The following is a 20,817-nucleotide window of genomic DNA, read 5'->3' on the forward strand; positions in this document are numbered from 1 at the left end:
CTGGGGGGAGGAACGGGTCATGAGGGTCAGTGTTTTCGGCCTGGGTTACGTGGGCTGCGTGTCGGCCGCGTGCCTGGCCGGCAAGGGGCACGAGGTCATCGGGGTCGACGTGAACCAGGTGAAGGTCGACCTGGTCAACGACGGCAGGGCCCCGGTGGTCGAGGAGCGGATCGGCGAACTGGTCTCCGAGGTCGTGGGCGGCGGAGCGCTGCGCGCCACCCGTGACGTCCGCGAGGCGATCATGGAGAGCGAGGTGTCCCTGGTCTGCGTGGGCACGCCGTCCGAGCCCAACGGCAGCCTGTGCACCACGTACCTGGAGCGGGTCACCGAGGAGATCGGCACCGCGCTGGCGGAGCGTGCCGGGCGCGGCGGGCGGCACACCGTGGTGTTCCGCAGCACCATGCTCCCCGGCACCTGCACCAACCTGCTGATACCGATCCTGGAGAAGTACGTCGGCGGGACCGCCGGGGTCGACTTCGGAGTCGCGGTCAACCCGGAGTTCCTGCGCGAGGGCACCAGCGTGCGCGACTTCTTCGACCCGCCCAAGACCGTCGTCGGCGAACTCGACCCGGCCAGCGGCGACGCGGTGCTGAGGCTGTACGAGGACCTGCCCGGCGAGGTGTTCCGGGTGCCGGTGGCGACGGCCGAGGCGATCAAGTACGCGGACAACGCCTTCCACGGCCTCAAGATCGGCTTCGCCAACGAGCTGGGCGCGGTGTGCCAGGCGCTCGGGGTGGACTCGCACCAGGTGATGGACGTGTTCCTGGCCGACCGCAAGCTGAACATCAGCCCCGCCTACCTGCGGCCCGGCTTCGCCTTCGGCGGTTCCTGCCTGCCCAAGGACCTGCGCAGCCTGGTCCACGCCGCCCAGCGGGCCGACGTGTCGGTGCCCATCCTCTCGCACGTGCTGCCCTCCAACTCCGCGCACCTGGAGCGCGCGGTGGACCTGGTGGAGCGCGCCGGGAAGCGCCGGGTGGGGCTGTTCGGGCTCTCCTTCAAGCCCGGCACCGACGACCTGCGCGAGAGCCCGCTCGTCGAGCTGGCGGAGCGGCTCTTCGGCAAGGGCTACGACCTCAGGATCCACGACGCCAACGTGAGCCTGTCCCGGCTGCTCGGTGCGAACCGCGAGTACGTCGAGACCCGGCTGCCGCACCTCGCGCAACTGCTCGCGGACTCCGTCGACGAGGTCCTCGACCACGCCGAGGTGTGCCTGGTGGGCACCCGGGACCCGGCCGTCCTGTCGGCGCTCCCCCACGGCGGCGACCCGCTGCTGATCGACCTCGTCCGCCTTCCCGACGCCGACGCGCGCCGGGCCGAACCGGGGTATGTGGGCCTTGCTTGGTGACTCGGCGTCAGGTGACGCGGCGCCCGGCGGCGCCACCGCCGGTGACGCGGACTCCGGTGCCGGTGCCGTGCCGCACGGCGGCGGTGCCGGCGTCCGGCCGGGGCGGCGTGCGCTGATCCTGGTGGAGAACCTGTCGGTGCCCTTCGACCGGCGGGTGTGGCAGGAGTGCACCACCCTGCGCGACGCGGGCTGGACGGTGGACGTCATCTGCCCCCGGGGGAGCGGGCGGGACACGGAGGCGGAGACGGAGATCGACGGGGTGCGCATCCACCGCTACCCGTTGCGCGCGGCCACCGGAGGACCGGCCGGCTACCTGCGCGAGTACGGGACGGCGCTGTGGCACACGGCCCGGCTGGCCCGCAGGGTCGGACCGGTGCACGTGGTCCACGCCTGCAACCCGCCCGACCTGCTGTTCCTGCCGGCCCTGTGGCTCAAGCGGCGCGGCGCCCGGTTCGTCTTCGACCAGCACGACCTGATTCCCGAGCTGTACCTCTCCCGGTTCGGCCGCGGCAAGGACCTGCTGTACCGCGCCGTGTGCGCGCTGGAACGGCTGACCTACCGGAGCGCGGACGTCGTGCTCGCCACGAACGAGAGCTACAAGGACGTCGCGGTCCGCCGGGGCGGCCGGCGGCCCGAGGACGTGTTCGTGGTGCGCAGCGCGCCCGCCACCGACCGGTTCCAACAGGTGCCGCCCGAGCCGGAGTTGAAGCGGGGCAAACCCCATCTGCTGTGCTACCTGGGTGTCATGGGCCCCCAGGACGGCGTCGACTACGCCCTGCGGGCCCTGGCGAAGCTGCGCGACGAACTGGGGCGCGAGGACTGGCACGCGGTCTTCGTCGGCTCCGGCGACGCCTTCGACGCGATGGTGGAGCTGTCCCGGTCGCTGGGGCTCGCCGATCAGGTGCAGTTCACCGGACGCGTCCCGGACGCCGACCTGGTGCGCTACCTGTCCACCGCGGACGTGTGCCTGTCCCCGGACCCGCGCAATCCGCTCAACGACGTGTCGACCATGAACAAGGTCCTGGAGTACATGGCGATGGGCCGGCCGATCGTCTCGTTCGACCTGCGCGAGGCGCGGGTCTCCGCCGGTGACGCCGCCCTCTACGCGGCCGCCGACGACGAGCGCGAATTCGCCCGTCTCGTCGCCGAGTTGCTGGACGACCCGGAGAAGCGGGCACGGATGGGAAAGATCGGCGAGGAGCGGGTCAACGGACCACTCGCCTGGCGCAACTCGCAGGCGTCGCTGCTCGCCGCGTACGCCGCGGCCTGCCGTACGGGGATCGAAGCGGGGAGAAGGCAGCGCCGTTGAGTGATGACACGATACGCCTGGTCACGGTCGGGCGGATTCTCCGCCGGCGGCGACGGCTGCTCGCCGTCCTCGTCGTGCTGGGCGCCCTCGTCGGCTACGGCGTCTCGGTGCTGTTCCCGCCGCGGTACACGGCGACGGCCTCCGTCCTGCTGCCGGGGCAGTGGGAGGAGCGCGAGCTGCGCACCCAGGTGGCGGTCGCGACCAGTTCGTCGGTGCTCGACAGGACGGCGGACACGCTCCGCTGGAGCGGCGTCGGCAGCCAGGAGCTGCGCGAGCGGGTGAGCGCCAGGATCTCCGACGGCAACGTCGTCAAGATCTCCGGAACGGCCGAGACCCCCGGGCGCGCTCAGCGCCTCTCCGACGAGATGGCCCAGCAGTTCGTGACGTACGCGGCGCAGATCGCGGGCGGCACCACCGGGGCCGGCGGTGCGACGGGCCCCGAGGCACTGCGGCAGCAGGTGACGCGGACCAGCCAGCGCATCACCGACCTGGCCGACGCGGCCGACCCCGGGCGGACCGTGGAGAGCGTGCAGGCCCGCACCGAGCTGGAGAAGCTGCGCTCCGCGCTGCAGGAGGCCATGCAGAAGCTCGAGGAGACCGACCCCTCGACGAGCAAGGCCGGTCCGGTCGTCATGGGTGCGGCCCCCCGGCCGGGCGGTGAGGCGCCCCCGACCCGGTGGCAGCTCATGGGCGGCGGGGCGCTGCTGTTCTTCGTGCTCGCCGTCGCCGGGCATCTCGCCGCCGCCCGGGTGAACCGGCGCCCGCGCTCCGAGCCGGAGATCGCCGCGGCGCTGGGCTCGGCGCTGCTGGGAAGCGTCGACGTCCCCGGGCAGCGGCGGGCGCTCCGCCCGAAGGCGCGCGGTATGCGGGACCGCCTCCGGCGGCTGCTCGGCACCGACACGCGGTGGGACCTGCCCGCCCCGCGGTCGTCCGGCGGCGAGGCGGCGCGGCGGATCCGCTACCGGCGGGTGTGCGCCCGGCTGCGGGACCGGGTGCCGGACGCGCGCCGGCTGCTGGTCGTCGTACCGGACGACGACGAGGTCGCCCGCCGGGCAGCCGGGCAGCTCGCGGCCGAGACGGAGGGCGATCCGCTGCTGCGGGTGGTGGAGGTGCGGGTGTCCCGGCCGCTGGTGCCGGACCGCGACACCGAGTCCGGTGCCCTGGTCGTGCTCAGCGCGGGTGTCCGGACGGCCGAGGAACTCGCCGGGGTGGCCGAGGCGTGCGCGGACGGCGGCCACGAGGTCGTCGGCGTCGTGGTGGCCGGTGCCGTCCGGGCCCGTTCGTCGGGGGCCGGCGGTCCTGCGGAGCCCGCCGCCGCGGTGGCCGCCGTGCACGAGCACGCGACGGGAGGCTCCGCATGACGACGTCCACGGACGCGCAGTCCTCGGCCTCGGCTCCCCTGCTCGACCTGCAGGCACTGGTGGTGGCGGTGCGCAGGCGGCGCCGGCTGTGGGGCGCCCTGGCCCTGCTGGGGCTGCTGGCCGGTGCCGCCGTGGCGGTGCTGCTGCCGCCCCGGCCGGCCGCGGTGACCAAGGTGCTGGTCGCGCACAAGGAGGACCAGCCCAACGACACCGGCACGCTGATCAGCACCGATGTCGAACTGCTCGCCACCACCCGGATCGCCGGGCAGGCCCTGCGCGCGCTCGGCTCCGGTCAGGACCCGGAGGACTTCATGAAGGACTACCGGGGCACCGGACTGACCAACAACCTGATGCGGATCGACGTCACGGGCGACAGCGACGCCGAGGCGGTGGCCCGGGCCAAGGCGCTGGCCGACGCGTTCGTCGCGGACCACGTGCGGCGGATGCGGAAGTCCGCCGACGCCGAGGCCGAGTCCCTGCTCGACCAGCGCGACCGCATGCGCAAGGAGCTCGCCCAGGTCAACAAGGCGATCGGGGACCGTTCGCCGGACGACGACCCGAAGGCGTCGGCGAGCATCGAGTCGCTCTACGCCCGCCGGGCCGAACTGGACTCGCGGATCGCCGAGTTCGACCAGCGGGCCGCGGAGGCGCGCACCGGCACGCCCGAGGTCGTCGCCGGCACGCAGATCGTGGACGCCCCGCACGCGGTACGGCACTCGCTGCCCAGGGCGGTGGCCACCGACGCCGCGATCGGGCTGGTCCTCGGCCTCGTCGCCGGGCTGACCCTGGCCGCGGTCGGCTCGGTGGTGGCGGACCGCCCCGTGCTGCGCCGGGAGATCGCGGCGCACCTGGGGGCCTCGGTCCTCACGGAGCTGCGCCGCGCACCCCGCCGGACGGCGGGGCGGTGGCAGCGCCGACGCTCCCGTGCGGCACGCGAACGGCTCACCACCACCCTTGCCCGTGTCGTGCGCCGCTCCCCGGAACCGGTGTCCCTGCTGGAACTGGGGTGTGCGCGGGCCGCCGCCGTGATCGCGCTGGACCTCGCCGCGGCGCTGGAGGCGGACGGGCCCGTGGCCGTCGTCGACGGCCTGCCCGGCACGGAACTGGCCGACGCGCGGCGCAGGTCCCCGGCGGGGCCGGCCGTGCTCAGCGGTGACGGCACCGCGGACGAGCCGCCGCGGGGGCGCCGCATCGGCGTCGGCTCGGTCGGGCCGGGCACGGCGTGGACGGACCTGCACCACCTCGGCAGCCGGACGGTACTCGTCGTACGGGCCGGGCACGGCAGCACCGCTTGGCTGCACACGGTGGCCAGGCAGCTCGCGGACCAGCGCGTCGAGGTGACCGGCGTGGTGCTGATCGACCCCGATCCGCGCGACCGGACCGACGGCACCCTGTGGGACGGCCCGCGCCTCGCGCCGCGCGGACCGGGCGAACGGCCGAAGCGGCACAACGGGGCGGGACGGCCGAGGGTGGAGCGGCCGTCGGTGCCGGCCGTGCGGGTCCCGGACAGCGACCAGGAGGTGCGGTAGCGCATGTGTGGCATCGCAGGGACGTTCCACTGGCCGGACGGGAAGGCCGTGACCGAGCGGCTCACCGACGTGCTCGCGCACCGCGGTCCGGACGGGGCGGGCCGCTACAGCCACCCCGCCGGGGACGGCGAGGTGCACCTGGGGCACCGCCGACTGGCGATCGTCGACCTGTCCGGCACCGGCGCCCAGCCGATGGTGTCGGACGGCCTCGCCCTGACGTACAACGGCGAGCTGTACAACGCGCCCCGGCTCCGCGGCGAACTGGAGGCCGCCGGGGTGCGCTTCCGCGGCACCTCCGACACCGAGGTGGTGCTGGAGGCATGGCGGCGCTGGGGCACGGACTGCCTGCCGCGGCTGCGCGGCATGTTCGCCTTCGCCGTGTTCGACGAGCGCACCGGTGAACTGGTGCTCGCCCGCGACCAGCTCGGCGTCAAGCCGCTGTTCCTGCTGCGGCGCGGCGGGGGTCTGGTCTTCGCCTCCGAGCTGAAGGCGCTCGCCGCGGTGACCGGCGGGAAGCTGGAGGTGGACCACGCGGCGCTGGTGGCCTCGCTGCTGTACTACTGGGTGCCGGACTCGCGGTGCGCGTACCGCGAGGCGGAGAAGCTGCCGCCGGGAAGCTGGCTGCGGTGCCGGCCCGACGGCCGGGTGGAGCGCGGCCGGTACTGGAACCTGAAGGACGTCGCCGCCGAGGGCCAGGAGCGGGCCCGCGCGGGCGAGCGGCCGGACCTGGCCGCCGTCGTCGAGGAGTCGACCCGCGGCCACCTGCTGGCCGACGTGCCGGTGGCGACCTTCCTGTCCGGGGGGCTCGACTCCAGCTACCTGACCGCGCTGGCGGCCCGTCACCGGCCGGGGATCTCCGCCTACACGATCGGCTTCCGCGCCGAGGACGCCCGGTTCGAGGCGATGCCGGACGACCTGCGCCACGCCCGGCACGTGGCCGCGCGGTTCGGCGTCGACCTGCACGAGATCGAGATCGCCCCGGACGTGCTCGAGCTGCTGCCGCGGATGACGTACCACCTGGACGAGCCGATCGGCGACCCGGCCGCCATCAACACCTTCCTGATCTGCTCGGCCGCCCGCGAGGCCGGGGTCAAGGTGATGCTCTCGGGGATGGGCGCCGACGAGCTGTTCGCCGGGTACCGCAAGCACCTGGCCAACCTGCTGGCGCTGCGCTACCAGCGCGTCCCGCGGCCGTTGCGGCGCGGGGTGTCCGCGGCCGTGGACCGGCTGCCGGTCGCGACGAGCCGCCGGGGGCTGAGGTCGGTGCGCTTCGCCAAGCGGTTCCTGTCCTTCGCCGACCTGCCGGAGGAGACCGCGTTCCGGCGCAGTTACACCATGTACGACCGGCAGGAGCTGCTCGGCCTGATCGACCCGGACCTGGCGGGGACGGTCGACGACGTGCTGGGCGAGCACGCGGACGTCTACGGGGACAACGGCCTCGACGACTTCGTGAACCGCATGTGCCTGGGCGACGCCCGGATGTTCCTGCCGGGCCTCAACCTCGCCTACACGGACCGCTCCAGCATGGCCGCGTCGACCGAGGTGCGGGTGCCGTTCGTGGACGTCGAGGTGGTGCGGGCGGCGTTCGCGGTGCCCGGGGACCGCAAGATCGTCGGACGGCAGGGCAAGGCCGCCCTCAAGGAGGCGGCCGCCTCGGTCCTGCCCCGGGAGATCGTGTACCGGCCCAAGGGCCTGTTCAGCGCCCCGCTGCGGGCCTGGATGAGCCGGGACCTGGCACCGCTGGTGCGCGAGGTGGTCAACGACGGCGAACTCGTCCGGTCCGGGTTCCTGCGCCGCGACGCGCTGCGCCGGATGGTGGCCGAGGACGCCGCCGGGCAGCGGGACTTCTCCAAGCACCTGTGGCACGTACTGACCCTGGAGTACTGGTACCGCGGCGCGGCCTCCGGGGCCGTCCCGGCCGCTTCACCGACGGTGTAGGGCCTCCCGGCACGAGGACCGCAGGACAGACAACGGCACGGACGACCGGCACAGAGACGACCGGCACAGAGACAACGGGCACAGAGACAAGAGGACTTCGGGTGAAACAGGTAGTGCAGAACTACAAGAGCGGCGAGCTGGCGCTGCTCGACGTGCCGGTGCCCGGCTGCAAGCCGGGCGGGGTGCTGGTGCGGACCGCCTACTCGCTGATCTCCACCGGCACCGAGCTGATGAAGGTGTCCGAGGCCGGCATGTCGATGCTGGGCAAGGCCCGTTCCCGGCCGGACCAGGTGGCCAAGGTGGTGCAGAGCGTGGCCACCAACGGGGTTCCGGCGACCTACCGCAAGGTGATGGGCAAGCTCGACTCGTACACACCGCTCGGCTATTCGCTGTGCGGGGTGGTCGAGCAGGTCGCCGCCGGGATCGACGACGTGAAGGTGGGCGACCTCGTGGCCTGCGCGGGCAACGAGCACGCGTTGCACGCCGAGGTGAACTGGGTGCCCAAGAACCTCTACGCCCCGGTGCCGGACGGACTGGCGCCGCGGGACGCGGCCTTCGGGACCGTCGGTTCGATCGCGTTGCAGGGGGTGCGCCAGGGCGAGTCGCGCCTGGGCGAGGTGGCGCTGGTCGTCGGGCTGGGGCTGATCGGGCAGTTGGTGGTGCAGTTGCTGGCCGCCTCGGGTGTCCGGGTGGTGGGGGCCGACCCCGACCCGGCGCGCTGCGAACTGGCCGAGCGCCTGGGCGCGGCGGCCTGCGGCGACCCGGCTTCCCCGGCCGTGGAGAGCGCGGTGGCCGAGCTGACCGACGGCCACGGCGTGGACCAGGTGTACCTGGCCGCCGGCGGCGGCAGCAACCAGCCCGTCGAGCTGGCCGCGCGGCTGTGCCGGGACCGGGGCCGGGTCGTCGACATCGGCAAGTGCCGCCTGGACCTGCCCTGGAACGCGTACTACGAGAAGGAGCTCGACGTCCGGTTCTCCCGCTCCTACGGCCCCGGGCGCTACGACCCGGCGTACGAGCTGGAGGGACGGGACTATCCGATCGGGTACGTGCGCTGGACCGAGCGCCGCAACCTGGCCTGCTTCCTCGACCTCGTCGCCCGGGGCCGGGTCGACGTGGGGCCGCTGATCTCCCACACGGCCGCCTTCCACGACGCCGTGGAGACCTACCGGCGCCTGGAGGACGGCGAGCTGAAGGCCGTGGCCGTGCTCTTCCGGTACCCGGGGCAGGCCGACGGGGAGCACGGCGCGGCCCGGACCCCGGCGGTGACCGTGCCCGCCGTGCCCGAGCGGCGGGGCCCGGCACGGGCGGCGAGGACGCCGGTGCGGCTGGCCTTCGTCGGCGCGGGGAACTACGCGAGTTCGATGCTGCTGCCGCACCTGGCCGGCCGCGAGGGCGTCGAGCTGTCGGCGGTCGTCACCACCACGGCGCTGTCCGCGGCCAACGCGCAGCGCAAGTTCGGCTTCGCCGCGGCGACCACCGACCTCGACGCGGTGCTCGGCGACGAGTCCGTCGACGCGGTGTTCGTGGTCACCCGGCACAGCTCGCACGCGGACCTGACCCGGAAGGCGCTGCGGGCCGGCAAGGCGGTGTTCGTGGAGAAGCCGCTGGCGCTCACCGGGGAGGAGCTGGCCGGGGTGCTCGCGGCGGTGGAGGAGTCCGGCAACGACCGGTTGCAGGTGGGCTTCAACCGCCGGTTCGCGCCGCTGCTGCGGGAGGCCCGCGAACGGCTCGGCGCCCGCACCGGCCCGGCGAGCCTGCGCTACCTGGTCAACGCGGGGCGTCTCGACCGCGGGAGCTGGTACCTGCGCCAGGACACCGAGGGCTCGCGGTTCGCGGGTGAGGGCGGGCACTTCGTCGACACGGCGAGCTGGCTGCTGGGCGCCGACCCGGTGTCGGTGTACGCCCTCGCCGCCTCGGGCAACGAGGACCTCCAGGTCGTGCTCGGATACCCGGACGGGTCCACCGCCACGATCAGTTACGTGACCACGGGGGCGGCCGGCTTCCCCAAGGAGACGCTGGACCTGGTCGCCGACGGCAAGGTGCTGCAGCTCGACGACTTCGTCCGGGCCTCGGTCTACGACGGCCGCAAACGGTGGGTCAGTTCGCGGCTGCCCAAGGCCCGGGACAAGGGCCAGTCGGCCGAACTGGCCGCGTTCGTCAGGGCGGTGCGCACCGGCGGCCCGATGCCGGTGCCGCTCGGGTCGCTGGCCGCCACCACGGCCGCCACGTTCGCCGTGGGGGCCTCGCTGACCGCCGGCGCTCCGGTGACCCTGGCGGAGGCGCCGTGACCCCGGGCACGGGCTGGTACCTGCGGCGGCTGTCCCGGATGGGGCCGCGCGAGGTCGGCGGACGGGTGGGCGACACGCTGCGCCGGCGCCGGTGGCGGTCGGCGCCGCCCCTCGCCCCGGCCGTGGCGGGCGCCCGGTTCACCGCCGTACTGCCCGACCGCGCGCTCGCCGCGGTGGCTCCGGACGCCGCCAAGCGTCTGGTCGCCGAGGCGGACCGGCTGATGGCCGGGCACGTCGAGTACTTCGGCGTGCCGCGCGAGGACCTGGCCGACCCGGACTGGTGGTACGACCCGAAGACCGGGCGCCGCGCGCCGGGGGGTTACGCCTTCGACGTGCCGTACCGCGACGAGGAGGCGGCCGGGGACATCAAGCAGATCTGGGAGCCGTCCCGGCACCAGTACCTCACGGTGCTCGCCGCCGCCTACGCGCTCACCGGCGACGAGCGGTACGCCGAGCGTGTGGCCGGGCATCTGCGGTCGTGGTGGTCGGCCAACCCGCCGCTGCGCGGGGTGCACTGGATCAGCGGCATCGAGCTGGGCATCCGGCTGCTGTCCTGGGTGTGGGTCCGCCGGCTGCTCGACGGCTGGGAGGGCGCCGCCGCGCTGTTCGAGGGCAACCCGGTGGCACGCGGGCAGATCTGGCACCACCAGCGCTGGCTGGCCGCCTTCCCCAGCCGGGGCTCGTCGGCCAACAACCACGTCGTCGCCGAGTCCGCCGGGCAGCTCGCGGCCGCCTGCGCCTTCGGCTGGTTCCCTTCCTCGGCACGCTGGCGGGAGGAGGCGCTGCGGTCCCTGGAGCGGCATCTGCGCGCCAACACCTTCCCCTCCGGCCTCAACCGCGAGCTGGCCACCGAGTACCACGGGCTGGTGCTGGAACTCGGTCTGGCCGCGGTGGCGGAGGCGGACGCCGCCGGGGTGCCGGTCCCGCGGACCGTCCGGCTGGTGCTGCTGCGGATGACCGACGCGCTCGCCGCCGTCGTGGACGACCGGCTCCGGCCGCCGCGCCAGGGGGACGCGGACGACGGCCACGGACTGGTGGTGGACGGCGCCGGCACCGACCGCTGGGCCTCGCTGCTGGCCACCGGGGACGCCGTGTTCGGCGCACTGCCCTGGTGGCCGCAGGTGACCGGCACCGACGTGCGCACCCCGCTGCTGGCCGCGCTGCTCCAGCCGTACGCGAAGGAGGGGACGGGCCCGGCCGTGGCCCGGCCGGAGAGCCGCCCGGCCCACTTCGCGGACGCGGGACTCACCGTCCTGCGCGGGCCCGCGGGGATCTGGTGCCGCTGCGACGGCGGGCCGCACGGCTTCCTGTCCATCGCCGCGCACGCCCACGCGGACGCGCTGTCGGTGGAGGTGCGGCACGAGGGCGTCGACGTGCTCGCCGACCCGGGGACGTACTGCTACCACGGGCAGCCCGAGTGGCGGCGGTACTTCCGCTCGACCCTCGGCCACAACACGCTGGAGCTGGACGGCGCCGACCAGTCCGGCTCGGGCGGCCCGTTCCTGTGGACCCGGCACGCCCGCAGCCGCGTCCTGGCCGTGGACGCCTCCGGGGAAGGAGTCTCGCGCTGGTGCGCCGAGCACGACGGGTACGGACCCTCCACGCACCGCCGCCGGGTGGAGCTGACGGCCGCGAGCCGTGAGCTGCGGGTGGTGGACGAGGTGAGCGGCCCGCGCCGGGCCGTACGGCTGGCGTTCCACCTCGGCCCGGCCGTCTCCGCCGCCCTGGCGGGCAACCGCGCGCTGCTCACCTGGTCCCGGGACGGGCTCGAGCGCTCGGCGGTGCTCGACCTGCCGGCCGGGCTGTCCTGGCGGGCGCACCGCGGGGAGACCGGCCCGCCGCTGGGCTGGTACTCCCCCGGCTTCGGACGCAAGCAGCCCGCCACCACGCTGGTCGGCACCGGATTCACCGACGCCGCACGGCAGTTCACGACCGTGCTCACGTTTCGCGGCCAGTAGCAGGAACCAGGAACAGGAAGGGGGGAAGACACATGGGGATCACGTGGCGCGGCCGGACACGGCGGGCCGCGGTGCGGACGACGCGGGCCCCGGCCCTCGCCCTGGCCCTCGCACTGGCACTGCCGGCGACCGGCTGCGACAGCGCGCCGGACGACGGCCCCGCCCCGAAGCCTTCCGCGTCCCCCTCCTCGACCGGCGCGGAGTCCGGCGCGAAGTCCGCGGCCCGGGTGTGCGCGAGGCCGGAGCCGGGTCCGGCCCGGGCACCGGAGGGAGCGGTGACCGTCGACCCGGGGGTCGTCGGCGACCTGGCCGCCAAGACCCGCAACAGCCCCGCGCACACGACCTTCTGGCTCATGCCGGGCAGGCACCGCCTCGATTCCGACCGCTTCTCGCAGGTCGTCCCCAAGGAGGGGAACCGGTACGTCGGCGCGCCGGGCGCGGTGCTCGACGGCCGCGGGACCAACCAGTACGCGTTCGGCGGCACCGCGCGCGACGTCACCCTCAGCCACCTCACGGTGCAGGGCTTCGCCGCGCCGCACGACGAGGGCGTGGTCAACCACGACTCCGCCGACGGCTGGGTGATCGAGCACGCCACGATCCAGAACAACTCCGGCGCGGGGCTCATGGCCGGCGACCGGCAGGAGGTCCGCGCCAGTTGCCTGCGCGGCAACGGCCAGTACGGCATGAACGCGTACAAGGGCGACGGCGTCATCAACGGCCTGGTGGTCGAGGGCAACGAGATCACCGGCAACAACACCGGCGACTGGGAGCGCAGGCGGCCGGGCTGCGGCTGCACGGGCGGCGTCAAGTTCTGGGCCGTCCAGGGCGCCGACGTGCGGGGCAACTGGGTGCACGACAACCGCGGGACCGGCCTGTGGGCGGACACCAACAACAACGACTTCCTCGTCGAGGACAACGTACTGGAGTCCAACGACGGCGCCGCGCTGATCTACGAGACCAGCTACAACGCGGTCGTCCGGAACAACACGATCCGGCGCAACAACTGGGTGGAGGGCCGCGAGAACTCCGGCGGCGGCGACTCCTTCCCCTACGCGACCGTCTACCTCTCCGAGTCCGGCGGCGAACCGCGGGTCGAGGCCCGCACCGACCGGATCGAGATCTACCGGAACGTCCTGGAGGACAACTGGTCCGGGATCACCCTGTGGGAGAACGCCGACCGGTTCTGCAACAGCCCGGCCAACACCTCGTCCGGTGACTGCACGCTGCTGGTCGAGGACACCGGCCGCTGCGCGCGGCCGGGGATCGCCAAGGCGCCCCTGTACGCGGACTGCCGGTGGAAGACCCAGCGGGTGGACATCCACGACAACCGCTTCGTGCTGGACAAGTCCGTCGTCGGGTGCACGGAGAACTGCGACCGCATGGCGCTGCTGGCCAACTACGGCACCTACCCCGACTGGTCCCCGTACCGGGGCGAGCAGGTGGCGAAGGCCGTCACGCTCCTGCAGGACAACCGCTGGCACGACAACGTCTACGTCGGCCCCTGGCGGTTCGTCGCCCACGACCCGAGCCGGGTCCTCGGCTCCGATGCGTGGCGTGCCGCGCCCTACCGGCAGGACGAGGGCAGCACCTTCCGTTCCGGGAAGGGTGGTTGAGATGGCCGAGGAGCGCACGCCGAATCTGGTCGGGACCGCCTGGGGGCTGCTGGTCGTCAACACGCTGGGCTCCACGGGGGCGGAGACCGTCGTCCCGCTGCCCCGCTCGCTGATCCAGATGGTCACCATGGGCGCGCTGGCGCTCGCGTTCACGCTGGCGCTCGCGCTCAATCTCCGGCTGCGGGTGCGTCCCAGCGCCTACCTGCTCCTGCTCACCCTGCTGCTGGTGCCGAGCGTGATCTCCAGTGCCGACCTGCAGTCCGGGGTCGGCGCCCTGTTCCGCTGCACCCGGCTGGCCCTCTTCGCCGGCACGCTGTGGCTGCTCAGCCGCTGGTGGGACGGCGGGACGACGTTCGTACGGCACCACATCCGGTGGTACTTCGTCATCCTGTGCTCGGTGGCCGCCGGTGCGCTGGTCTCGCCGGGGGCGGCCATGCCGGACCTGTACGGCGGGCGGCTGGTCGGCGCGTTGTGGCCGCTGACGCCGCCGCAGATCGGGCAGTACGCCGCGGTGGTCATCGGGCTGTCGGTGCTGCTCCTGCTCGGCGGCCGCACCGACCGGCGCAGCGCGGCCCTGGTGATCGTGCCCTCGCTCGTCCTGCTGCTGCTGACCCACACCCGTACGGCCACGCTGGGGCTGCTCGTCGGCCTGGCGCTGGCGATCGGCTCGCTCACCCTGACCAGTGCCGCCGCCCGGCGGTTCTTCTCCTGGGCGGTGCTGTGCGCCGCGGTGGCCGCGGTGGTGTTCGCCTCGGCGCTGCGGGGATGGTTCCTGCGGGGGCAGAGCGAGGAGAACTTCAGCAACCTCACCGGCCGGGCCAAGGTCTGGGACGCGCTGCTGGCAGCGCCCCGGACGACCGGGGAGAAGGTGTTCGGCACGGGTCTGGGCGACAAGTCGTTCGACGGGCTGCCGATCGACAACAGCTGGCTGGCCGTCTACCACGAACAGGGCCTGATCGGCGTCACGTTGGTGGCCGCGGTCTTCGTCGTGCTGGGCGGCGTCGCGCTGCTGCGTCCGCCGTCGCCGGCGAGGGCCTGCGCGATCTTCCTGATCGGCTACTGCGGCCTCGCCTCGTACACGGAGGCGGGTCTCGGCGACGCCTCGCCGTACCTGCTGCACCTGGCCGTGGCCGCCTCCCTGCTGGCGGCACCGGCACCGGCCCCGGCCGTGCTGCCGACGGTCCCCGAACCCCCTCGGCGCCGCGTCCCGCGCTGGGCCCGCACCTCGGAGGTGGCCTGAGCATGCACGTCCTCGTGGTGCACAACCGCTACAACTCGGCGCAGCCGAGCGGTGAGAACAACGTCGTCGACCAGGAGGTGGAGCTGCTGCGCGGCGCCGGCCACCGGGTCGGGGTGTTCGAGCGGCGCAGTGACGACATCGCCGGCCGGTCCCTGCCCGGCAAGGCCGCGGTGCCTCTCCTGGTGCCGTGGAACCCGGCCGTCCGCAGGGAGCTGGCGGCCCGGCTGCGTGCCGAGCGGCCGGACGTGGTGCACGTGCACAACGTCTTCCCGCTCCTGTCGCCCGCGGTGCTGGCCGCCTGCGCCGACGCGGGCGTGCCGGCCGTCGCCACGCTGCACAACTACACGCAGGTCTGCCCGCCCGGCACGCTGCGGCGCGAGGGCCGGCCGTGCACCGAGTGCGTCGGGGGAACGCCGCTGCCCGCCGTGCGGCACGGCTGCTACCGGAACTCGCGGCTGGCTACGGTGCCGCTCGCGGTCAGTCTTTCGGTCAACCGGCGGCGCTGGTGGTCGGGGGTGGAGCGGTTCTTCTGCATCTCGGCGGCGCAGCGCGACATCCTGGTCGCGGCGGGCCTGCCGGCCGGGCGGCTGGCGGTGAAGCACAACTTCGTGCCCGACCCGGAGGCCCGCCGCTCGGGCACGGGCGAGCACGTGCTGTACCTGGGCCGGCTCGCGGAGGCCAAGGGTGTGCGGCTGCTGATGGCGGCGTGGGACGAGGTCGCCGCCGGCGGGGGTGTGGGGGTGCCGCTGGTCGTCGCCGGGACGGGTCCGCTGGAGCGCGAGGTGAGCGCGTGGGCGGCGGGCCGGGAGGACGTGCGGTACGTCGGCCTGTACGACCCGGAGCAGTGCCGTCGGGCGGTGGCGCGGTCGGTGGCCGTGGTGGCGCCCTCGACGTGGCTGGAGGCGTTCGGGCTGGTGGTCGTGGAGGCCATGGCGGCGGGGGTTCCGACCGTCGCCGCGGGGCACGGTGCCTTCGTCGAGCTGGTCGAGGACGGGGTGACCGGGCTGCTGCACCGGCCGGGCGGGACCGCCTCGCTCGCCGCGTGCCTGCGCCGGATCACGGCCGATCCCGGCCGGAACCGGCGGATGGGCCTGGCGGCCCGGCGCCGTTACGAACAGGGCTTCAGCCCGGCCGTCGGGCTGGAGCGCCTGCTGGAGGGGTACCGCACCGCGATCGCGGGGCGGCCGGCAACGGCTCGCGGCGGGGACACCCCCGCGGGCAGGGGGGATGGGGGCAGGAGATGACACGATGCCGACTCTGCGGCTCGGCGGCGATGGAGAGCGTCGTCGATCTGGGAGCGACACCGCCGTGCGAGAGCTTCCTCGCCGCGGACCGACTGGACCGGCCGGAGCCGGCGTACCCGCTGCACCTGCGGGTGTGCACCGACTGCTGGCTCGCGCAGATTCCCGCGCTGATCACGCCGGAGGAGACGTTCACCCAGTACGCGTACTTCTCGTCGTACTCGACCTCCTGGGTGGAGCACGCGCGGACGTTCGTCACCGGCGCCGTGGAGCGGCTGGGCCTCGGCTCCGACGCTTTCGTGGTGGAGGTGGCGAGCAACGACGGGTACCTGCTCAGGCACCTGGTGGACCGCGGGATCCGCTGCCTGGGCATCGAGCCGTCGGTGAACGTCGGGGCGGCGGCGCGCGAGGCGGGCGTGCCCACGCTCACGGAGTTCCTGAGCCCGGACACCGGCGCGGGGGTGCGCGCCGAGCACGGACCGGCGGACCTGGTGGTGGCCAACAACGTGTACGCGCACATCCCGGACGTCATCGGCTTCACCAAGGGGCTGCGGGCCCTGGTCGCCGACGACGGCTGGGTCTCGATCGAGGTGCAGCACCTGCTGACGCTGATCGAGGAGAACCAGTACGACACGATCTACCACGAGCACTTCCAGTACTACACCGTCGCCTCCGCGATCCGGGCGCTGGCCAGCGGCGGTCTCGCCCTCGTGGACGTCGAGCTGCTGCCCACGCACGGGGGTTCGATCCGGCTGTGGGCGCGGCCGGCCGAGACCGCCGGGGAGCCCTCCGGGCGGGTGGCCGACGTCCTGGCCCGGGAGAAGGCGGCCGGGCTGCGGGAGCTGTCCGGGTACACCGAGTTCTCCGCCCGGGTGGCCAAGGTCCGCCGGGACCTGCTGCGGTTCCTGATCGAGGCGGCCGAGCGGGGCGAGACGGTGGTGGGCTACGGCGCCCCGGGCAAGGGCAACACCCTGCTCAACCACTGCGGCATCCGGCCCGACCTGCTCCCGTACACGGTCGACCGCAACCCCTACAAGCACGGCATGTTCACCCCGGGCACCCGCGTCCCGGTCCTGCCGCCCGAGCGGATCGCCGCCGACCGGCCGGACTACGTCCTGGTCCTGCCCTGGAACCTGCGGGCCGAACTGGTCGAGCAGCTCTCCTTCGTGCACGAGTGGGGCGGCCGGCTGGTCTTCCCGATCCCGGAACTGAGCATCGTCGAGGCCGCGTCGGAAGAGGTCACAGCATGAAGGTCGTACTGTTCTGCGGCGGTTACGGGATGCGGATGCGCGAGGGCGCCTCCGACGACGTGCCCAAACCGATGGCCATGGTGGGCCCGCGGCCGCTGATCTGGCACGTGATGCGCTACTACGCGCACTTCGGGCACAAGGAGTTCATCCTGTGCCTGGGCTACGGGGCCCATCACATCAAGGACTTCTTCCTGAACTACGAGGAGACGACGTCCAACGACTTCGTGCTGCGGGGCGGGCGGACCGAACTGCTGTCCACCGACATAGCCGACTGGACGATCACGTTCGCGCAGACCGGCATCGAGTCGCCGATCGGGGAGCGGCTGCGCCGGGTGCGGCACCACCTGGACGGCGACGAGATGTTCCTCGCCAACTACGCCGACGTGCTCACCGACGCACCGCTGCCCGAGATGATCGACGCCTTCGCCCGGCGGGACGCGGGCGCTTCGATGATGGTCGTGCCGCCGCAGTCCTCCTTCCACTGCGTGGACCTCGGTGAGGACGGTCTGGTGGGGGGCATCACGGCGGTGAGCGACCTGCCGCTGTGGGAGAACGGCGGCTACTTCGTGCTCCGCCAGGAGGTCTTCGACCACATACCGGAGAACGGGGACCTGGTCGCCGACGGCTGCACCCAACTGGCCAAGCGCGGACGGCTGGTGGCGCACCGGCACCGGGGGTTCTGGAAGCCGACCGACACGGTGAAGGAGCGGGCCGCGCTCGACGCCGCCTATGCCCGGGGCGAGCGTCCGTGGGCCGTGTGGGAGCACGACGGCGCGGCCGCCGGGGTGGGCGCGTGAGGCACCTCAGCGCCGGGCGACCGGACCGGGTCGTCGCGGTGGGCGCGCACTGCGACGACATCGCCATCGGCGCCGGCGGCACGCTGCTGACGCTCTGTCAGGCGAGGCCGGGGGTGCGCGTCGACGCGCTGGTGCTCTCCGGCGGTGGCGGCGACCGGGAGCAGGAGGAGCGGGCCGCGCTCACCGCCTTCTGCCCGGGTGCCGACCTGCGGCTGACCGTGCTGAAGCTGCCGGACGGCCGGGTGCCGGCGCACTGGGAGGAGGCCAAGGCCGCCGTCGAGGACCTGCGCGGGCGGACCGAGCCGGACCTCGTGCTGGCCCCGCGCACCGACGACGCGCACCAGGACCACCGCGGTCTGGCGAAGCTGATGACCACCGCGTTCCGCGACCATCTCGTGCTGCGCTACGAGATCGTCAAGTGGGACGGCGACCTGGGCCGGCCGTCGGCGTACCAGCCGCTGACGCCGCAGATCGCCGAACGGAAGGTGCGGCTGCTGCAGGAGCACTACCCCTCGCAGCGGCACCGTCCCTGGTACGACCGGGAGGCCTTCCTCGGGCTGGCCCGGATCCGCGGCATCGAGTGCCACGCCCGCTACGCCGAGGCGTTCGACGTCGCCAAACTCACTCTCAACCTGGGGGGTTGAACCTTGCGCGTACTGCTCACCGGACACCAGGGCTACCTGGGCACCGTGATGGCCCCGGTCCTCACGGCCGCCGGACACGAGGTGGCCGGCCTCGACGCCGGTCTGTTCGCCGACTGCGTCCTGGGCCCGGTGCCCGACGACCCGCCCGGGCGGCGGGTGGACCTGCGGGACGTCACGGCCGAGCACGTGGCCGGGGTGGACGCGGTGATCCACCTGGCCGCGCTCTCCAACGACCCGCTGGGCTCGCTGGCGCCCCAGCTCACCTACGACATCAACCACCACGCGTCGGTGCGGCTGGCCCGCCTGGCCCGGGACGCGGGCGTGCAGCGGTTCCTGTACGCGTCCACGTGTTCGGTCTACGGCGCCGCGGGCGGCGACGACCTGGTGACCGAGGACGCGCCGCTGCGCCCGGTGACGCCCTACGCGGAGTCCAAGGTGCGGGTGGAGGACGACCTGCACGCGCTGTGCGACGGCGACTTCAGCCCGGTGTACATGCGCAACGCGACCGCATTCGGCTTCTCGCCCCGGCTGCGTGCGGACATCGTCCTGAACAACCTGGTGGGTCACGCGCTGCTGTCCGGCGAGGTGCTGGTGCTCTCCGACGGCACCCCGTGGCGTCCGCTGGTGCACGCCGCCGACATCGCGCGGGCCTTCGCCGCCGCGCTGGTCGCGCCGCGGGAGGCCGTGCACGACCGGGCGTTCAACATCGGCACCGAGGTCAACAACGTCACGGTCGCCGAGATCGCGGAGGAGGTCGCCGCCGCGGTGTCCGGATCGAAGGTGGTGGTCACCGGGGAGACCGGTGCCGATCCGCGCTCCTACCGGGTGGACTTCTCCCGGTTCCGGGCGGCGGTCCCCGGTTTCGACTGCGAGTGGACGGTGAAGCGGGGCGCGCTCGAACTCGCCGACGCCTACCGCGAGCACGGGCTGACCCGGGAGGACTTCGAGCGGCGCTTCACCCGCCTGGCCGTGCTGCGCGGGGCCTCGGAGACCGGCGTCGTCGACGAGACCCTGCGGTGGCGCCGATGACCGAGTCCGGGGAGGAGATGTACGCGCTGGTGAAGCGGATGTTCCCGCTGTGCCGGAGCATCACGGGCGACGGTGTGCGTGCCACCCTGCGGATCGTCGACGAGTACATCCCTCTGCACGTGCACGAGGTACCGACCGGGACCCAGGTGCTGGACTGGACGGTGCCCAAGGAGTGGAACATCCGCGACGCGTACGTCGCCGACGCGACCGGCCGCCGGGTCGTCGACTTCGCCGCGTCCAGCCTCCATGTGCTCGGCTACAGCGTCCCGGTGTCGGCGACCATGCCGCTGGCGGAGCTGCGCGCGCACCTGCACACCCTGCCGGAACAGCCGTCCCTGGTGCCGTACCGCACGAGCTACTACGAGGAGCGGTGGGGTTTCTGCCTGGCCCAGCGGACGCTGGACGCGATGGCCGAGGGCGACTACGAGGTCCGCGTCGACTCCACGCTGGCCGACGGCCACCTCACCTACGCCGAGCACGTGGTCCCGGGGCAGGTGCCCGACGAGGTGCTCGTCTCCTGCCACGTCTGCCACCCGTCGCTGGCCAACGACAACCTGGCCGGCATCGCGGTGGCGGTGTTCCTGGCGCGGGCGCTGGCGGAGCGGAACCCGTACTACACCTACCGGTTCGTCTTCGCGCCCGGGACCATCGGGGCGATCACCTGGCTGGCCCGCAACAGGGAGCGGGTGGAGCGCGTCAAGCACGGCCTCGTGCTGGCCTGCGCGGGCGACCCCGGCGACCTCACCTACAAGCAGAGCAGGCGCGGGGACGCGGAGATCGACCGGGTGCTGCGGCACGTCCTCGGCGCCTCCGGACGGCCGCACCGGATCACGGAGTTCACCCCGTACGGCTACGACGAGCGGCAGTACTGCTCCCCCGGCTTCGACCTCGGCGTGGGCTCGCTCACCCGGACGCCGTACGCGGGCTACCCCGAGTACCACACCTCGGCGGACAACCTGGACTTCGTCTCCCCGGCGGCGATGGCGGACACCCTCGCCGTGTGCCGCGAGGCGTTCTCCCTGCTCGACCGCAACCGGCGGTACGTCAACCTCAGCCCGTACGGGGAACCGCAGTTGGGGCGGCGCGGGCTGTACGGCTCGCTCGGCGGGCGCAGCGACGCGAAGGAGGCCCAGATGGCCATGCTGTGGGTGCTCAGCCTCTCCGACGGCGCGCACGCCCTGCTGGACGTGGCCGAGCGCTCCGGCCTGCCGTTCGAGGCCGTCGCCGCCGCCGCCGACGCCCTGCACGGCGCCGGGCTGATCAAGGCATGACGCC

15 protein-coding genes are annotated in these 20,817 nt (G+C 73.7%); all 15 read left to right on the top strand.

Features of this window, described 5'->3' with window-relative positions; all coding sequences use genetic code 11:
• The first annotated feature begins 19 nt into the window (after window positions 1-19).
• The 15 genes from IG88_RS0111745 (at window position 20) to IG88_RS0111815 (ending at window position 20,813) form a co-directional block, all read left to right on the top strand.
• Window positions 20-1,345 (top strand): nucleotide sugar dehydrogenase, encoded by a 1,326-nt coding sequence (locus IG88_RS0111745; protein WP_031038614.1) that lies wholly within the window; start codon window positions 20-22, stop codon window positions 1,343-1,345.
• The gene (locus IG88_RS0111750; protein WP_078861475.1) at window positions 1,326-2,654 is read left to right on the top strand and encodes a glycosyltransferase family 4 protein; all 1,329 of its coding nucleotides are present in this window, start codon (window positions 1,326-1,328) and stop codon (window positions 2,652-2,654) included. The genes IG88_RS0111745 and IG88_RS0111750 overlap by 20 nt, the downstream gene beginning before the upstream one ends.
• Window positions 2,651-4,015, top strand: a complete 1,365-nt coding sequence (locus IG88_RS0111755; RefSeq protein WP_031038620.1) for a Wzz/FepE/Etk N-terminal domain-containing protein — start codon at window positions 2,651-2,653, stop codon at window positions 4,013-4,015. Before IG88_RS0111750 ends, IG88_RS0111755 begins: the two co-directional genes overlap by 4 nt.
• Window positions 4,012-5,544, top strand: a complete 1,533-nt coding sequence (locus IG88_RS0111760; protein WP_031038624.1) for a Wzz/FepE/Etk N-terminal domain-containing protein — start codon at window positions 4,012-4,014, stop codon at window positions 5,542-5,544. The genes IG88_RS0111755 and IG88_RS0111760 overlap by 4 nt, the downstream gene beginning before the upstream one ends.
• A 3-nt stretch (window positions 5,545-5,547) precedes the next feature.
• On the top strand, window positions 5,548-7,482 hold the full coding sequence (asnB, locus tag IG88_RS0111765) for an asparagine synthase (glutamine-hydrolyzing) (RefSeq protein ID WP_031038627.1): 1,935 nt from the start codon (window positions 5,548-5,550) through the stop codon (window positions 7,480-7,482).
• A gap of 101 nt (window positions 7,483-7,583) precedes the next feature.
• Window positions 7,584-9,770: a bi-domain-containing oxidoreductase gene (locus tag IG88_RS0111770; protein WP_031038631.1), complete on the top strand. Its 2,187-nt coding sequence runs from the start codon at window positions 7,584-7,586 to the stop codon at window positions 9,768-9,770.
• Entirely contained in the window at window positions 9,767-11,728 is a 1,962-nt protein-coding gene (locus tag IG88_RS0111775) for a heparinase II/III family protein (protein WP_031038632.1), read from the top strand. Before IG88_RS0111770 ends, IG88_RS0111775 begins: the two co-directional genes overlap by 4 nt.
• Before the next feature lie 32 nt (window positions 11,729-11,760).
• Window positions 11,761-13,341 (top strand): right-handed parallel beta-helix repeat-containing protein, encoded by a 1,581-nt coding sequence (locus IG88_RS0111780; protein WP_051851878.1) that lies wholly within the window; start codon window positions 11,761-11,763, stop codon window positions 13,339-13,341.
• A 1-nt stretch (window position 13,342) separates the two neighbouring features.
• Window positions 13,343-14,581, top strand: a complete 1,239-nt coding sequence (locus IG88_RS0111785; protein ID WP_031038637.1) for a membrane protein — start codon at window positions 13,343-13,345, stop codon at window positions 14,579-14,581.
• A gap of 2 nt (window positions 14,582-14,583) precedes the next feature.
• On the top strand, window positions 14,584-15,825 hold the full coding sequence (locus tag IG88_RS0111790; protein ID WP_031038641.1) for a glycosyltransferase: 1,242 nt from the start codon (window positions 14,584-14,586) through the stop codon (window positions 15,823-15,825).
• Complete coding sequence (locus IG88_RS0111795) at window positions 15,822-17,072, top strand: class I SAM-dependent methyltransferase (protein ID WP_031038646.1); 1,251 nt, start codon at window positions 15,822-15,824, stop codon at window positions 17,070-17,072. The genes IG88_RS0111790 and IG88_RS0111795 overlap by 4 nt, the downstream gene beginning before the upstream one ends.
• On the top strand, window positions 17,069-17,869 hold the full coding sequence (locus IG88_RS0111800) for a glucose-1-phosphate cytidylyltransferase (protein ID WP_031038649.1): 801 nt from the start codon (window positions 17,069-17,071) through the stop codon (window positions 17,867-17,869). The genes IG88_RS0111795 and IG88_RS0111800 overlap by 4 nt, the downstream gene beginning before the upstream one ends.
• Window positions 17,866-18,513, top strand: a complete 648-nt coding sequence (locus IG88_RS0111805) for a PIG-L deacetylase family protein (protein WP_031038652.1) — start codon at window positions 17,866-17,868, stop codon at window positions 18,511-18,513. The genes IG88_RS0111800 and IG88_RS0111805 overlap by 4 nt, the downstream gene beginning before the upstream one ends.
• 3 nt (window positions 18,514-18,516) lie before the next feature.
• Window positions 18,517-19,542, top strand: a complete 1,026-nt coding sequence (locus tag IG88_RS0111810) for an NAD-dependent epimerase/dehydratase family protein (protein WP_031038654.1) — start codon at window positions 18,517-18,519, stop codon at window positions 19,540-19,542.
• Window positions 19,539-20,813: a DUF4910 domain-containing protein gene (locus IG88_RS0111815; protein ID WP_031038657.1), complete on the top strand. Its 1,275-nt coding sequence runs from the start codon at window positions 19,539-19,541 to the stop codon at window positions 20,811-20,813. The genes IG88_RS0111810 and IG88_RS0111815 overlap by 4 nt, the downstream gene beginning before the upstream one ends.
• Window positions 20,814-20,817 lie beyond the last annotated feature (4 nt).

Source organism: Streptomyces sp. NRRL F-5650 (assembly GCF_000721365.1).
In the GTDB taxonomy this organism is placed as follows: Bacteria; Actinomycetota; Actinomycetes; order Streptomycetales; family Streptomycetaceae; genus Streptomyces; species Streptomyces ardesiacus.